17 protein-coding genes and 1 pseudogene are annotated in these 15415 nt (G+C 29.3%); all 18 read left to right on the top strand.

Features of this window, described 5'->3' with window-relative positions:
• On the top strand, nt 1-1347 hold a 1347-nt coding region (locus tag Q0L44_RS04955; RefSeq protein WP_296636084.1), incomplete at its 5' end, for a tail fiber domain-containing protein.
• A 55-nt stretch (nt 1348-1402) separates the two neighbouring features.
• Nucleotides 1403-1720, top strand: a complete 318-nt coding sequence (locus Q0L44_RS04950) for a hypothetical protein (RefSeq protein ID WP_296636081.1) — start codon at nt 1403-1405, stop codon at nt 1718-1720.
• Between the two features lie 44 nt (nt 1721-1764).
• Nucleotides 1765-2028 (top strand): hypothetical protein, encoded by a 264-nt coding sequence (locus Q0L44_RS04945; RefSeq protein WP_296636075.1) that lies wholly within the window; start codon nt 1765-1767, stop codon nt 2026-2028.
• Complete coding sequence (locus tag Q0L44_RS11550; protein WP_366051276.1) at nt 2028-2462, top strand: phage holin family protein; 435 nt, start codon at nt 2028-2030, stop codon at nt 2460-2462. The genes Q0L44_RS04945 and Q0L44_RS11550 overlap by 1 nt, the downstream gene beginning before the upstream one ends.
• On the top strand, nt 2459-2923 hold the full coding sequence (locus tag Q0L44_RS04940; protein WP_296636073.1) for a lysozyme: 465 nt from the start codon (nt 2459-2461) through the stop codon (nt 2921-2923). The genes Q0L44_RS11550 and Q0L44_RS04940 overlap by 4 nt, the downstream gene beginning before the upstream one ends.
• On the top strand, nt 2920-3402 hold the full coding sequence (locus Q0L44_RS04935) for a hypothetical protein (protein ID WP_296636071.1): 483 nt from the start codon (nt 2920-2922) through the stop codon (nt 3400-3402). The genes Q0L44_RS04940 and Q0L44_RS04935 overlap by 4 nt, the downstream gene beginning before the upstream one ends.
• Before the next feature lie 38 nt (nt 3403-3440).
• Complete coding sequence (locus tag Q0L44_RS04930) at nt 3441-3722, top strand: hypothetical protein (RefSeq protein WP_296636068.1); 282 nt, start codon at nt 3441-3443, stop codon at nt 3720-3722.
• A 42-nt stretch (nt 3723-3764) separates the two neighbouring features.
• Complete coding sequence (locus tag Q0L44_RS04925; protein WP_296636066.1) at nt 3765-3980, top strand: hypothetical protein; 216 nt, start codon at nt 3765-3767, stop codon at nt 3978-3980.
• A complete protein-coding gene (locus tag Q0L44_RS04920) occupies nt 3980-4555 on the top strand; it encodes a hypothetical protein (protein ID WP_296636064.1) in 576 nt (191 codons plus the stop codon). Before Q0L44_RS04925 ends, Q0L44_RS04920 begins: the two co-directional genes overlap by 1 nt.
• A complete protein-coding gene (locus Q0L44_RS04915; RefSeq protein WP_296636062.1) occupies nt 4552-4845 on the top strand; it encodes a hypothetical protein in 294 nt (97 codons plus the stop codon). Before Q0L44_RS04920 ends, Q0L44_RS04915 begins: the two co-directional genes overlap by 4 nt.
• Nucleotides 4796-7063: a hypothetical protein gene (locus Q0L44_RS04910; RefSeq protein WP_296636059.1), complete on the top strand. Its 2268-nt coding sequence runs from the start codon at nt 4796-4798 to the stop codon at nt 7061-7063. The genes Q0L44_RS04915 and Q0L44_RS04910 overlap by 50 nt, the downstream gene beginning before the upstream one ends.
• A gap of 2 nt (nt 7064-7065) precedes the next feature.
• Complete coding sequence (locus Q0L44_RS04905) at nt 7066-9489, top strand: hypothetical protein (protein WP_296636056.1); 2424 nt, start codon at nt 7066-7068, stop codon at nt 9487-9489.
• Between the two features lie 46 nt (nt 9490-9535).
• The gene (locus Q0L44_RS04900; protein ID WP_296636053.1) at nt 9536-10624 is read left to right on the top strand and encodes a hypothetical protein; all 1089 of its coding nucleotides are present in this window, start codon (nt 9536-9538) and stop codon (nt 10622-10624) included.
• Nucleotides 10625-10646: 22 nt separating this feature from the next.
• Entirely contained in the window at nt 10647-12014 is a 1368-nt protein-coding gene (locus tag Q0L44_RS04895; RefSeq protein WP_296636051.1) for a hypothetical protein, read from the top strand.
• A gap of 194 nt (nt 12015-12208) precedes the next feature.
• Nucleotides 12209-12985 (top strand): hypothetical protein, encoded by a 777-nt coding sequence (locus Q0L44_RS04890; protein WP_296636048.1) that lies wholly within the window; start codon nt 12209-12211, stop codon nt 12983-12985.
• Nucleotides 12986-13078: 93 nt separating this feature from the next.
• Complete coding sequence (locus Q0L44_RS04885) at nt 13079-13774, top strand: hypothetical protein (RefSeq protein ID WP_296636046.1); 696 nt, start codon at nt 13079-13081, stop codon at nt 13772-13774.
• Nucleotides 13775-13777: 3 nt separating this feature from the next.
• Nucleotides 13778-14641, top strand: coding sequence for a hypothetical protein (locus Q0L44_RS04880; RefSeq protein ID WP_296636042.1), 864 nt, complete (start codon nt 13778-13780; stop codon nt 14639-14641).
• Between the two features lies 1 nt (nt 14642).
• A pseudogene (locus Q0L44_RS04875) lies at nt 14643-15415 on the top strand (fibronectin type III domain-containing protein); the annotation flags it as partial.

Here is a 15415-nt window from a genome sequence, read left to right as displayed (position 1 = left end):
GGTACATCTTCTCAATTTTTAAAAGCTGATGGTTCAGTTGATTCAAATACTTATGCTTTAAATTCTGGAGTTGTTCATACTACTGGAAATGAAAGTATTAGTGGAACAAAAACATTTAATGTTTCAACTGCTATTAGTGCAATAGAAATTGCAAATACTGGAGGTCGTGCCTTAAGAATTAATAACTCTGCTGGTTCATTATACGGTTTACTTATAAATAATGATACTGGAGTAACAACTTCTCCGATTACAATTCAAAAGAATGGTGTAAATGTTTTTCTTATTAACGATGCTGGTATCGCTTCTAATTCAAATGGTATTTTAGTAAGTGGAACAGGAACAACTAACTACATACCTAAATTTACTGGAGCTAATGCTTTAGGTAATAGTTTGATTTATGATAATGGTACAAACGTACTTTTAGGTTCAACAACTACTTTAGGATTAGGAAACGTTAATTTTTTAGTAAAACAAACTACTGCTTTAGATTATGAGGGTATTTCTGTTTTAGCATCTACAAATAATAATTTTATAGCATTAGCTCATACTGGTTCTATTGCAAGAATTTCATCAAATTATGGAAATTTAGGTTCTTATACTCCATTAGCTTTAACAACTGGCGGTATTGATAGAATGTATATTACTTCAAGTGGCAGCGTAGGTATAGGAACAACAAGTCCAAGTGTTAAATTAGACGTTGCAGGGGATATAAGAAACGTAAATTCAGATTTTTTGTCTTATAATTCTGCAAATAATACTTATTCAAGGTATGGTTTTAATTCTTATTATCCTTCTGGCGGTTTCAATATTACAAATGATGGTTCTTTTCCTTTGACTTTTGGAACAAATGCTACCGAACGTATGCGTATTACTTCAGGTGGTAACGTTTTAATTGGTACTACATCAGGAACTGGAAAAATGAGAATTGATGCCGATGGTTCAGTACAAGATATTTTGCAATTAAGAACCCTTTATGCTTCAACTGGTTCAAGACTTATAAGTTTTGTGAATTCTGGAGGTTCTGAAATTGGTTCTATTACGCAAAATACAGGTTCAACTGTTTCTTACAATGTTACTTCTGATTATAGATTAAAAGAAGATTTAAAACCTATTAACGGTATTGATTTAATATCTAAAATAAATATTTATGATTATAAATGGAAAGGATATAACGATAGGTCTTATGGAGTATTGGCTCACGAATTACAAGACATAGTCCCTTCAGTTGTTACTGGAGAAAAAGACGGTAAAAATATGCAACAAGTTGATTACTCTAAATTAGTACCTATTTTAGTACAAGCAATAAAAGAATTAAAATTGGAAATTGAAACTTTAAAAAATAAATAAAAATCCCATTTCGATATAGAATGCCCCACAATTGTATAACGAAAAAATATAAAAAATGATTACTTACAAATGGATTACAGACCCCTGCGAATGTATAATTGCTGAGGATGGAATGACTAAGATTATTCAAACAGTTCACTGGAGATTGATAGGTACTGATGAAAATAATATCTCAAGTGAACTATATGGAGCGCAGAGCTTTCCAAAACCATCTGAAGAAGGGTTTATTCCTTTTGAAGATCTAAATCAAGAGATTGTTTTAGGTTGGTTAGGTTCAGTTTTAGATATTTCAGCAATGGAGAAACAAATTGAAGAGGCTATTTATTTAATAAATAACCCTATAATGGTACAATTAAGTTTACTTAATAACTAAATTTTTACTACATTTGTAGTTCAAACCATAAATAAACAAAAATTATGAAATTAGATTTTAATTTTGATTTAAAAGATTTAGATGGAAAAGTAATTCCAAATGCTAATGTAGGAAAATTACTTGCAAATACATTAGTTGCTGAAACTAAAGGAGATGCTTTAAAGTACTGGGATTGGGCTACAAAGTTAAATAATGGTAAAGTATTAGATATTGATTTATCTGATGCTGAGGTATTAAAAAGTTTCATTAAACAACACGAAGGATTTACAGTTTTATTAAAAGCTCAAATTCTGCCTCTATTTAAGTAATGAAGTATTTGAATTACATATTTGCTTCATTAATTCTATTATTCGTACCTATCTACGGCTTATTAATAGCTGTAGGTAGTGCGATATTCTTAGATACCTTTACAGGTATTTTCAAATCAGTAAAATTAAATGGGTGGAAATCTATCAGAAGCCGACCACTATCCAATGTAATATCAAAAATGGCACTATACGAAATATGTATAGTTTTTTTGTTTCTAATTGATAAATTTGTCTTGAATGAATTTGTTAAACACGCATTTGGATTTGATTTTATGTTTACTAAAATATGCGCAATTCTTCTTATCTTTACAGAGTTAGTATCAATAAAGGAAAACATAGAGGAATCTTATAAAATAGATGTATGGAGTTTATTGAAATCAACATTTAATAGAGCAAAAGAAATTAAATCTGATATAAACGAAATAACGCAATGAGATTAAACGATAAAGGAGTAAATTTAATAGCTGAATTTGAAGGATTTAGTGACAGACCTTATTATGCTACTAAAGATGAAAAAGAAAAAGGTATAGCAACAATTGGTTTTGGAATGACATTTTATCCAAATGGAAAAAAAGTTTCTATAGATGATAAAAAAATAACGAGAGATACAGCTATAACTTATTTAGAACAATTAGCAGATAAATTTTCTTTAAAAGTATCTAAGTTAATAAGAAAAGAATTAAGCACTAATCAATTTAATGCATTAGTTAGTTTAGCATATAATATAGGAATACATCAATTTGAAACTTCAACTATATTAAAACTTGTTAATATAAATCCTAATGATGCTAACATAGCAAAACAATTTTTAAGATGGAATAAACAAGATGGAAAAGTTATTGATGGTTTAACTAATAGAAGAATAAAAGAATCTGCTTTATATTTTACAAAATGATAAATAAAATAATTGGAATATTAATATTAACAGCATTACTTTCTTGTGGAGCTAGAAAAGTTGATTTTTCAAAATCTTCTTCAAATACAAAAACAGATAGCAGTATTGTAATTAAAACAGATGGTACGTATGTTAAAGATAATAATGTATTTGTAAATGAATCAATTGACGAGATAGAATATACACCTATTAATAGTTTAAAACCTATGGAGGTTTGCGGTAAAACGTTTAAAAATGTTATAATAAAAAGTAAAAAGATTAAAAAAACAAGTGTAGATAAAACAAAAAGTACAACTAAAATTTCTTCTGTAAAAAAGTTAAATGTAAAAAGAGAAGATAAAAAAGATTCTTTTGATAAACATATAAAAAAAGAAACTAATTATTGGATGTATCTTTGGTTTTTAATACCAATTGTAATTATATGGTTATTAGAAAAATACGGAAAAATTATATTTCCATTTTTAAATTACTTTAAATAAAATAATTATATTTGCACAATAAATTAAATTAAATCAAAATGACAAAAGAAAGAAAAATCATTGATATGGTTGAAAACCGTATCACAGAACATCAATTATCTAAGATTCAAGGTTTTGAAGAAAATCTAGAAAAAGGAAAAAATTTTTTTGGTGGACTATCACTTCAATATGAATTTCAAAAATCATCTTTGCTTTCTCAAATAGCTAAAATAGATGAAGAGTATTCTAAATTCAGAGCAGATTTAAAAGATCAGTATGGAGAAATAGATATTGATGTATCTACTGGAGTTTACACTCATAAGGAAACTAAAGGAGAATAAAAAATAAGCCATCTTAACAGGTGGCTTTTAAAATTTAATAAAATGCAAGAAATAAGAAAAGTCAGCATAGGAAATGACTACAAAAACTCTATGCATTATGTAGTTGGTCAATCAATATTTGGAGACTATGTAATACACGCAATACAAAAAATAGAAGATGGTATTGTTATATGGATTGAAAAAAACAAAGAGATTCTTTGTTGGAAGCAAATAAATAACAACACACCAATGGTATTAGAATTTAATATTAATTTCTAATGAAAGCGCCATATAATTTTATAATATCTCCAGTAGGAGAACAATACTCTAATACAAAAAATATTGGAGGTGTAGAGTTTACTTTTAACACATCTCTTGATTTAGCTAAGTATGTTAATAGAGTTGCTGTAGTAATTGAATTACCAACATTTTACAAAGGAGATATAAGCGTAGGTGATATTGTTGTTATTCATCATAACATATTTAGAACATATCACGATATGAAAGGAAGACAAACTAAATCTCCAGAATTCTTTAGAGATGAATTATACATAGTTGATCCTAATAGGATATATCTTTATAAATCCAATGGAGTATGGAAGTCTCATTTAAACTATTGTTTTGTAAGACCAATTGCAAAAATACAAGATCAATTATTGAATTCTGTAGAAAAAGAAGAGAAGCATATTGGCGTTATTGTATATCCAAGTAAACATCAAGAAGAAAATTTAAAATTAAAAAGTGGTAGTCTTGTTGCATTTACAAAAAATAGTGAATATGAGTTTGAAATAGATGGTGAAAAAATTTATAGAATGTATGATAGAGATGTTGTAATAGAATTAAGTGAATTATGAAACACGATCACGCACAATTAAAAGAAATGATTATAGAGGCAGCTTATAAGTCTGTTATAGAACTTATAAAGGTTCTTGCTGATGAAATCATATCTGATGATACATTAGATGATATATCTGCTGATAAGATGAGGAATGCTGTTTTAGCAAAGAAAACTGCTTTAGATGATGCATTTTATATTTTATCAAAGATAGAGACTGAAAAAAATATGCTTGAAGGTAATCAAAAAGAAGAGGTAGATGAAGTCAAATTCCAATCATTCGCAGAAAAAAGAAGTAAAGGAAGATAATAGTCTATTTAGGATAATAGATAAAATAGATTCTAAAGATATAGATAGATTAAACAAAAAAAAATCATGGAATTACGGATACAATCCAGAATTTGATGTTGTTGTTATATCTAAAGATGGTACTATTGGAGAAGTTTATGAGATACAAGGATTACATGTAGCACTCCCATCTACACCAAAAAATATATATAAGAGGGATAGAAAAAAAGAGGAGCAATATTGGGAATCATTTGAATATCCTAAAGAGTTACAAAAAATAAACTCTGTATTCCAATGGAATGAATATCCTAATGAATTTAAAAATAAATACGTAGCTTACATAGAGGGTGAATTCGACAGAAGAGAAGAAGGTTTCTGGTTTTATAACAATGGAATCCCTACTTATATAAGTGGTACTCATTACATGTATTTGCAGTGGACAAAAATAGATGTTGGACATGCTGAATTTAGAGAGGCAAATAGAGTATTCTTTTTATTTTGGGAAGCATGTATAGCAGATGAAAGAAGTTATGGGATGTGTTATTTAAAAAATAGACGTTCTGGTTTTTCATTTATGTCATCTGCTGAATTAGTAAACACAGCTACACTTGCAAGAGATAGTCGTTTAGGTATATTGTCAAAAACTGGTAATGATGCTAAAAAGATGTTTACAGATAAAGTAGTTCCTATATCTGGTAATTACCCATTCTTTTTTAAACCAATTATGGATGGTATGGACAAGCCTAAGACTGAATTAGCTTATCGTGTACCAGCATCTAAAATAACAAAAAATAATATGTCATCTTTAAAGGATGATGTTGATGGATTAGATACTACTATTGACTGGAAAAATACAGCTGACAATAGTTATGATGGGGAAAAATTACTTAGACTTGTACATGACGAAAGTGGAAAATGGGAAGTTCCTAACAATATTCTTAATAATTGGAGGGTAACTAAAACATGTTTGCGTTTAGGTAGAAGAATCATAGGGAAATGTATGATGGGTTCTACATCAAATTCAATAGCAAAAGGTGGTGGAAATTACAAATCTTTATATAACGATTCAGATGTTAAAAAAAGAAATGCAAATGGACAAACACTTAGTGGATTATACGCTTTGTTTATCCCTATGGAATGGAATTTTGAAGGTTATATAGATGTATATGGTCATCCAGTATTTAGAACGCCTGATAAGCCAATTAGAGACATTCAGGGAGGTTTTATTTATACAGGTGTTATAGATTACTGGGAGAACGAAGTTAGTGCCTTAAAAAGCAATTCTGACGCTTTAAATGAATTCTATAGACAATTTCCCAGAACAGAGAGTCACGCATTTAGAGATGAGGCTAAAAATTCACTATATGATTTAGCTAAAATATATGAGCAAATAGATTATAATGATGGATTAGAAATAAATCAAGTTGTAAATACTGGTAAGTTTGCTTGGAAGAATGGAGTTAAAGATACAGAAGTTGTTTGGATTCCTAGTAGGGATGGTAATTTTAAGGTTACTTGGTTTCCAAATAAAGATATGATTAACAAAATAGAGATAAAAAACGGTAAGAAATATCCAGGAAATGTACATGTTGGTGCATTTGGATGTGATACGTATGATATATCTGGTGTTGTAGGTGGTGGTGGTTCAAAAGGGTCTTTACATGGACTTACAAAGTTTAATATGGATGATGCTCCAAGTAACTTTTTCTTTTTAGAATATATAGCAAGACCAAGAACATCTGAGGAGTTTTATGAAGATTGCTTAATGGCTTGTGTTTTTTATGGTATGCCAATACTTATAGAGAATAATAAAGTTGGTCAATTAAGATATTTTTATAATAGAGGATATACTGGTTTTTGTTTAAGAAGACCAGATAAACACAAAAATGATTTAAGTAGTTCTGAGAAAGAATTGGGAGGAATACCTTCATCTACTCAAGTAATTGAATTACACGCAAATGCATTAGAAGCCTATATAGATCAGTATGTAGGAATAGATTATAGTGGTCAGTTTAGAGAAGCTGGAAAAATGGGTAGTATGTTTTTCAATAGAACTTTACTTGATTGGGCTAATTATGATATAACTAATAGAACTAAATTTGATGCTACTATTAGTAGTGGTTTTGCTATAATGGCTAATCAAACGTATGTATCTAAACCCATTAGAGATAATAAAAAAATAATGTTTAATTTTGCAAGATATTCCAATAAAGGATTACAAAGCGAATTACTAAAATAAATATGAGTCAAGAATTTTCAGTACCTAATGTATATTTTCCAGACCAATTAGCTGACGATGCTACTAAATTAAGCGAAGAATACGGTAGAAGCGTAGGACATGCAATTCAAGGAGAATGGTTTAGAAAAACTTCTTTAAATGGTTCTAGGTTTTATACCAATAGAGATCATTTTCATAAATTAAGATTATACGCAAGAGGAGAACAACCAGTTCAAAAGTATAAAAAAGAAATGAGTGTCAATGGAGACATATCATATTTAAACTTAGACTGGACTCCAGTACCTATTATTCCTAAATTTGTTGACATCGTTGTTAATGGAATGTCTAATAGATTATTTGAAATTAGAGCAGATGCTATAGATAGTATATCTTCAGATAAAAAAACTAGATATAAGTTTGAGCTTGAAAAAGCAATGGTTGCTAAACCTATTTTGCAAGATGCTAAGAATTTATTTGGAATGGATTTATTTCCAATACCAGAAGATGAAATGCCTCAAAACAAACAGGAGTTAGATCTTCACATGGAATTCTATAAAGACGAGATAGAAATAGCTGAGGAAAAATCTATAGAGAATGTACTTAAAATTAATAATTACGAATTAACAAAAAGAAGATTAGACGAAGACGCTACTGTATTGGGTGTATCTGCTGCTAAACATTCTTTCGATACTCATAATGGTATTAAAATTGAATATTGTGATCCAGCTAATATGGTTTGGTCTCCAACAGAAGACCCTACATTTCAAGACTGTTATTATTACGGAGAAGTTAAAAATGTAAATATTACAGAATTAAAAAAAATAAATCCAAGTTTATCACAAAAAGATATAAAAGAAATATCAAAATTGGCATCTAAATGGGATGCTTATCAAAATATACAAGGTGGTAATACTCTTGGTGGAAACCTAAATAATAATAGTGCTACATTATTGTTCTTTGCTTTTAAAACAGATATGAATATTGTTTATAAAAAGAAAAAGAATATTAATGGTGGTGATAAAGTAATTAAAAGAGATGATTCTTTTAAATCACCTAAAACAGAAGATGCTCAATTTGAAAAAATATCTAAAAGAATAGATGTTTGGTTTGAAGGAGTATTAGTATTAGGTACTAATTATATATTAAAATGGGAGGTAATGAAGAATATGGTTAGACCTAAATCTTCTATATCTAAAGTATACCCTCCTTATGTGGTATCAGCACCTAGAATGTATAGAGGTTCAATTGATTCTTTAGTTAAAAGAATGATTCCTTTTGCAGATCAAATACAATTAACACATTTAAAATTACAACAAGTAATATCAAGTATGAAACCAGATGGTGTGTATATTGATATTGATGGTTTAAGTTCTATAAATTTAGGTAATGGTAATTCTTATACTCCAGAGGAAGCTTTAAATTTATATTTCCAAACAGGTAGTGTAGTAGGTAGAAGTTTTACTGAAGATGGGGAATTTAACAATGGTAAAATACCAGTTCAAGAATTAACAGCTTCTGGGGCAAATGCTAAAATACAATCATTAGTTAACATGTATAATCAATATCTAGGTATGATTAGGTCTGTAACTGGATTAAATGAAGCTAGAGACGGTAGTATGCCAGACGAAAATAGTTTAGTTGGTATTCAAAAATTAGCAGCTTTAAATTCAAATACAGCTACAAAACATGTACTACAAAGTGGTTTATTCATGACTAAAAGAATAGCTGAATGTATTTGTTATAGAATGTCTGATGTGTTAGAATACTCTGATATTAAAGAAGATTTTGCTACAATGATTGGAAGTGGTTCTATAGATGTTTTAAATAATATAAAAGAATTACATTTATATAATTTTGGAATATTTATTGATTTATTACCAGATGAGGAAGAAACTCAAATGTTAAATCAAAATATACAAGCTGCTTTAGCTTCTGGTAAAATTGAAATTGATGATGCGATAGATATTAGAAATGTAAAAAACATTAAAATAGCTTCTCAATTATTAAAACTTAAAAAGAAAAGAAAAGAAGAGAGAGACCAAGAATTACAAAAGAAAAATTATGATTCTCAAGCTGCTTCACAAGCTCAATTAGCACAAGCTACATCTCAAGCAAAAATGCAAGTAACTCAAACAGAATTTCAAACTGAATCTGAGTTAGAAAAAATGAAACATGAGATGGATAAAGAAAAAATGCAACTTGATTTTGAATACAAATCACAACTACTTCAAATGGAACTTGGTTTTAAAGGAGATTCTAAACAACAAGATTTAGAGATATTAAAACAAAGAGAACAGGATAGAGAAGATAGAAAAGATAAAAGAACAAAAATTCAAGCATCTCAACAATCTAAACTAATTAATCAAAGAGATCAAAAAGGAAGTCCTATTGATTTTGGTCAAGATGAGGATACTAGCGAGTTTGATGATCTATTCAAAATGGAATAAAAATTATCCATAACTTTGCAAAAAATTTAATTTAATATTTAATATAATGGAAGGATTTACTTTTAAAGTCTTAGATGACGATAGTGAAGTACAAAACAACGTAGATGAAACAATTGTAGATGATACGATTGTAATTGACAATTCAGATAACACTACTATAGGTGATACTGTAGAGCAAGAATCAGAAGTTGATGATACGTTAACAGATAATACTCAGCCTCAAGATATTGATGATGCAAGAGTATTAAGTTATTTAAAAGAAAGGTATCAAAAAGAATACGATTCTTTAGATGAAGTTCTTACACAAAAAGAAAAAGCTGAGTTACCAGAAGATGTAAGGAAACTTATGGAGTTTGGTGTTGACAATTACCTTAAAATAAATAAGGATTGGAACTCAGAGAGTGACGTTAATGTTCTTAAAGAATATTACAAACAAACAAAACCTCATCTTGACGATGAAGATATTGATTATTTATTAGAAGAAGAGTATTCTTTTGATGAAGATATTGATGACGAAAGAGATATTAAAAAGAAAAAGGTTGCGTTAAAAGAAGAATTGTTTAGAGCTAAAGGCTATTTGAATGATTTGAAGGAACAATATAAAGTTGATTTAGGGTCTAATTCAGCTGAAGTTACTGATGATTATAAAAAAGCTTTTAATTTCTATCAAGAATATACCGAGACTTCAAAAAAAGAAGCTGAGATTGCTCAAAAAAGGTCAGAGGTATTTTTAGATAAAACCAATAGATTATTTAATAGTGAATTCAAAGGTTTTGAATTTAATCTAGGAGATAAGAAACAGGTTTTTAAACCTAGTGATGTACTAGAAACTAAAAATGCTCAATCTGATATTGGTAATGTTATTTCAAATCATTTGGATTCAAATGGTTTCTTAAAAGATGAACACCAGTATCATAAGGCTTTGGCTATGTTTAGAGACCCTGATGGTTTTGCAAAGTTCTTTTATGAACAAGGAAAATCAGATGCTACTAACACTGTTATTAAAGACGCTAAAAATATTAGTATGTCTATAAGAGATAACAAAGATGTAACAGAAAAAGGAGATGCTCCTAAAATGAGAGTAATTGCAAGTGATGATTATGAAGGTGGTGTTAAAATTAGAAAAAGAAAATAATAATTAAACACAAACACAAAACATGGCTCAAGCTGTAAATTTTTCAACTAATGCTATTACTGGTGGTGCTCAATTGACTCCAGCTCCAGTTAAAGCAACATTATCTACTAACTACGTAGGTACATTTGACTTTTTGTCACATGAATTACCAGACCTTTACGAAAAAGAATTCGAGAGATTTGGTAATCGTTCTATCGCATCTTTCTTACGTTTAGTAGGTGCTGAAATGCCTTCTACTTCTGATTTAATCAAATGGAGTGAGCAAGGTCGTCTTCACGTATTTGGAACTGCTACTAAAGCAACTTCATCTACTATTACTTTCACAGCGGCTCACAATGTACGTTTGAATCAAACTGTTGTTATTAATGATACTTCTAACGGAGTTACTATTAAAGCATTAGTTACTGGTATCGATGTAGATGGTGTTACTGTTACTGTTGCTCCTTATAGCGCTGCTAACTTAGCTGCTTTAAGTACTACTGCTAGTGCTTTAAAAGTATTCGTTTACGGTTCTGAATTCAAAAAAGGAACTAACGGTATGTCTGGTTCTTTGGAAGCTAAATCTGATATCTTAGAAACTAACCCAATTATCATCAAAGATAAGTACGAGGTTAATGGTTCTGATATGGCTCAAGTTGGTTGGATTGAAGTTACAACTGAAAATGGTGCATCTGGATACCTTTGGTATTTGAAATCAGAGCACGAAACTCGTTTACGTTTTGAAGATTACCTAGAAATGTCTATGGTAGAAGGCGAACCTGCTGCTGTTGGTTCAGCTGTTGCTGCTGCTGGATATAAAGGTACTAAAGGTCTTTTCTACGAAATCGCTAATAGAGGTAACGTTGGAACTGGTGCTATCACTGAAAGAGCTGACTTAGAAAACATTATCAAAGTGTTGGATAAAGAAGGTGCTATTCAAGAAAACGTATTGTTCGTAAACAGAAAAACATCTTTCGAGATTGATACTGTATTGGCTGCTCAAAATAACTTCGGTTCAAGTGGAGCTTCTTACGGTTTGTTCGACAATGAGCAAGACATGGCATTGAATCTTGGTTTTAAAGGATTTAACTTAGGTTATGATTTCTACAAAACTGATTGGAAATACTTAAACGATGCTACAACTAGAGGTTCTATCTCTGACATCGATGGTGTATTAGTTCCTGCTGGAACATTGACAGTTTACGACCAAGTTCTTGGTAAAAATGCTAAACGTCCATTCTTACACACACGTTATAGAAAATCTGAAACAGAAGATAGAAAATATAAATCATGGATCGTTGGATCTGCTGGTGGTGCTTCTAACTCTGAATTAGATGCGATGCAAGTTAACTTCTTATCTGAAAGAGCTTTGGTTGTTTTAGGTGCTAACAACTTTATGTTGTTAAAATAGTAGTTAATAAGTTTCTTATTAATATCATTAAAGGTAGACTTCGGTTTACCTTTTTTGTTTTATATTTGCATAGTAAATTTTTAATTTCTCTCATTTTTTTTAACCACTAATTTCTTTTTTAAGTTTTTAGTGGTTTTTTTATGTTAAAAAATTAATTTGTAATTTTGCGTCTTTAATTTTAATATAATTTAATCATGGCAAGACCAATTAAAAAAGAAGCTATTGCTTCTAAAAAAGAATTTGAATTTAAGGATAGAGTTTATCTTTTAAAAGGAAATTCAACACCAATTTCTTATATGCTTCGTTCTAAGCATTCTGCAAACAAACCACTTCTTTATTTTGACCAAGAGTTTAAAGTAAATCGCGCATTAAGATGGAGTGATAATCAAACATCTCCTTTCATTGATGAACAAGATGGATATGCTATAGCTACCCCTATTATTTTTGAGAATGGTTCTTTATATGTAAAGAAAGAACAAGTAGAATTACAAAAGTTTTTATCTATTTATCATCCAGATAATAATAATGCTTATTACGAGTTTGATGCTGAAGAAAAAGCTTCTGAAGAGTATGATGAATTAACTGCTAAGTTAGATGCTCAAAATACAGTTAGAGAAATGCCTATTGAAGACTTAGAAGCTATTGCTAGAGTTTTATTAAAAGGTAAGGTAGAATTAATGACTTCTTCTGAATTAAGAAGAGATATGTTAATTTTCGCTAGTAAAAATCCACAAGAATTTACTTCTTTAGTAAATGATGATTCTATCAAGTTTAGAAACATTGCTATTAGAGCTGTACAAATGGATATTATCAATGTAAGTTCTGATGGAAGAACTGTTAATTGGAGTGGTAAAGATGGTGGTAGAATTATAACTGTACCATTTGGAGAAAATGCGTATTCTGCATTAGCAGCATTCTTTTTAACTGACCAAGGAATGGATGTATTATCTGATATTTCAAATAAATTGTAAGTATAACGCCCCCATATAGTTGTTTGACTATATGTAAAGCACTCTCGAAAGGGGGTGCTTTTTTTTTATTAACTTTGCACAAAATAACTAATTATGATGATTAACGATGTAAGAAACATGGTTGACTTTGTTTTAAACAAAGAAAGCCGTGGGTATATAACTCCCTTGCAATTTAACACGTTTGCTAAACAAGCGCAACAAGAAATTGTTGATGATTACTTTTATGATTATAATAAAGCTATCGTAGGAAGAAACTCTAGGATTAGTTATAAAGATATTTTAAAGAAGACTAAAGAAAACATGGATGTATTTATAGTACCTCCAACTAATTTAACATATAATAATACAACTGGTCTTTTTGTTTCTCCATCAGATTTATATACTACTATAAGTCTAACATATAACGGTAGCGAAATAGAAGAACTACAAAGAGATAAATTAAGTTATTTTTTAACTAATTCCGTTGCTGGTCCAAGTGTATTTTATCCTGGTTATGTTAAATACGATGAGAATTATAAGGTATTCCCTGAGACAATAATAAGTAATGTAAAAGTAGTTTACTTTAGAAATCCTAAAGACCCTAATTGGACTTATGAAATGATAGGAGGTAATGCAATATTTAATCCATCTAAACAAGGATTTCAAGATTTAGAAATAGGTTATGATGATAAGTTTGAAATAATAGCTAAAATATTAAAATATGCTGGTCTCAATATTAGAGAGACTGAAATAGTTCAAGCAGCAGTAGCATTTGAAAACCAAGATCACGCAGACCAAAAAAGCCAATAACACATGACAGATTTTGAATACTATGAAAATAGTGGTGTATCACCAAAAGATGATAATTGGGGTAATTACCAATACGTATTATTAAAGGATATTATAAATAACTTTTATATGATGTATGTTGGTGATGATAAAGTCATAAATGACTGCAAAAGATATGAAGTTATATTTCATGCAAAAAGAGGTTTGCAAGAATTAAACTATGACGTAGCTAAAGAAATAAAAGCTTTAGAGTTAGATTTACCAGATAATTTACAATTACCAATACCAAAAGATTATGTTAATTACGTAAGAATTAGTTGGGTTGATGAAGATGGTAAGTTTAGACCTATAATGCAAAATAATCAATCTGGTATTGTAACTGCATATTTACAAGATAATCAGTACAATATACTTTTTGATAATAATGGAGAAGCATTAGAAGGTACTTCTACAACAGAAATTAATAGTAAGAATCCAAAATCAACTAGTTTAAATGATGATGGTTCTGCATATCAATATGGAAGTAGATTTGGTATTGATGGTAAAACAGCTAATCAAAACGGAACTTTTATTATAAATAAAAATTTAGGAGTTATGAGATTTAGCTCTGATTTAATTGGTAGAACAATAGTTATAGAATATGTTTCTGATGGATTATCTGATTTATCTGAAAATGAAACTAAAGTAAATAAATTAGCAGAGAAGTTTTTATATCATTTTATAAAATATGAGATATTAACTAATAAATTTGGTATTCAAGAATATATAGTTCAAAGAGCTAAAACAGAATTTAGAGCAATTAGAAACAACACAAAGATTAGGATGATGGGTGTTCGTTATGACGAAATACTACAATCTATGAGAGGTGGAAGTAACTGGATAAAATAATATGGAGTTAAAAGAAACTTTTGTTGGAGGGTTAATGAACAAGGATTTTGATCCTCGTTTAATACCTGATGGGGAGTATATTGACGCTGAAAATGTACTAGTTGACAATTCAGAGGGCTCTAGTATAGGTTTAGTTCAGAAATCAAATGGACTAGACAAATTAACAAATATAAATTTACCTTCTGATGCAGAAACGATAGGTACAGCTACAGACGAAGGAAATGAATGTCTGTATTGGTTTGTAACATCTTCTACTGGTAATTTCATATATGAATACAATGTTTTAGATAATGAATCGCTTAGTGTGGTTTTATCAGATACAAGAACTGGTTCAAATAATGTTTTAAACTTTGATAAAAAACATAAAATAACTGGAGCAAACGTTGTGTATAATTCCTTTAATAAAGAAAAACTATTAATATGGACTGACGATTTAAACTCTATACGCTGTATAAACGTAAATAGAGCCAAATCCTACACGATAAATGGTTTTACAAGTAAAGATATATCTTTATACAAAAAGTCTCCTTATGAGGCTCCTAAATGCAATCCTACTAATTTTGGTGACGGAACTGAAAATAACATAAAAGAAAGGTTTTTATCTTTTGGATATAGATATAAATATTTAGATGGGGAGTATAGTGCTACATCTGCATTTACAAACCCTCAATTCTATCCTTCAGATTTTTCTTTTAATTTTGCTACTCAAGAAAATAATGGTATGATTAACTCGTTTAATGCGGTTAACATAAAATTTAATACTGGAGATAAAAA

It is taken from the genome of Polaribacter sp., from assembly GCF_024639685.1.
In the GTDB taxonomy this organism is placed as follows: Bacteria; Bacteroidota; Bacteroidia; order Flavobacteriales; family Flavobacteriaceae; genus Polaribacter.
Note: the sequence above shows the minus strand (reverse complement) of the source record. Positions and strands in the feature narration are given on the sequence as shown.

Coding starts and splice junctions, on each gene's coding strand:
- Q0L44_RS04950 (WP_296636081.1), top strand. CDS start 1,403: ATGATTACTTACAAATGGATTACAGACCCCTGCGAATGTATAATTGCT.
- Q0L44_RS04915 (WP_296636062.1), top strand. CDS start 4,552: ATGAAACACGATCACGCACAATTAAAAGAAATGATTATAGAGGCAGCT.
- Q0L44_RS04895 (WP_296636051.1), top strand. CDS start 10,647: ATGGCTCAAGCTGTAAATTTTTCAACTAATGCTATTACTGGTGGTGCT.
- Q0L44_RS04925 (WP_296636066.1), top strand. CDS start 3,765: ATGCAAGAAATAAGAAAAGTCAGCATAGGAAATGACTACAAAAACTCT.
- Q0L44_RS04935 (WP_296636071.1), top strand. CDS start 2,920: ATGATAAATAAAATAATTGGAATATTAATATTAACAGCATTACTTTCT.
- Q0L44_RS04940 (WP_296636073.1), top strand. CDS start 2,459: ATGAGATTAAACGATAAAGGAGTAAATTTAATAGCTGAATTTGAAGGA.
- Q0L44_RS11550 (WP_366051276.1), top strand. CDS start 2,028: ATGAAGTATTTGAATTACATATTTGCTTCATTAATTCTATTATTCGTA.
- Q0L44_RS04885 (WP_296636046.1), top strand. CDS start 13,079: ATGATGATTAACGATGTAAGAAACATGGTTGACTTTGTTTTAAACAAA.
- Q0L44_RS04945 (WP_296636075.1), top strand. CDS start 1,765: ATGAAATTAGATTTTAATTTTGATTTAAAAGATTTAGATGGAAAAGTA.
- Q0L44_RS04880 (WP_296636042.1), top strand. CDS start 13,778: ATGACAGATTTTGAATACTATGAAAATAGTGGTGTATCACCAAAAGAT.
- Q0L44_RS04905 (WP_296636056.1), top strand. CDS start 7,066: ATGAGTCAAGAATTTTCAGTACCTAATGTATATTTTCCAGACCAATTA.
- Q0L44_RS04920 (WP_296636064.1), top strand. CDS start 3,980: ATGAAAGCGCCATATAATTTTATAATATCTCCAGTAGGAGAACAATAC.
- Q0L44_RS04930 (WP_296636068.1), top strand. CDS start 3,441: ATGACAAAAGAAAGAAAAATCATTGATATGGTTGAAAACCGTATCACA.
- Q0L44_RS04900 (WP_296636053.1), top strand. CDS start 9,536: ATGGAAGGATTTACTTTTAAAGTCTTAGATGACGATAGTGAAGTACAA.
- Q0L44_RS04910 (WP_296636059.1), top strand. CDS start 4,796: ATGAAGTCAAATTCCAATCATTCGCAGAAAAAAGAAGTAAAGGAAGAT.
- Q0L44_RS04890 (WP_296636048.1), top strand. CDS start 12,209: ATGGCAAGACCAATTAAAAAAGAAGCTATTGCTTCTAAAAAAGAATTT.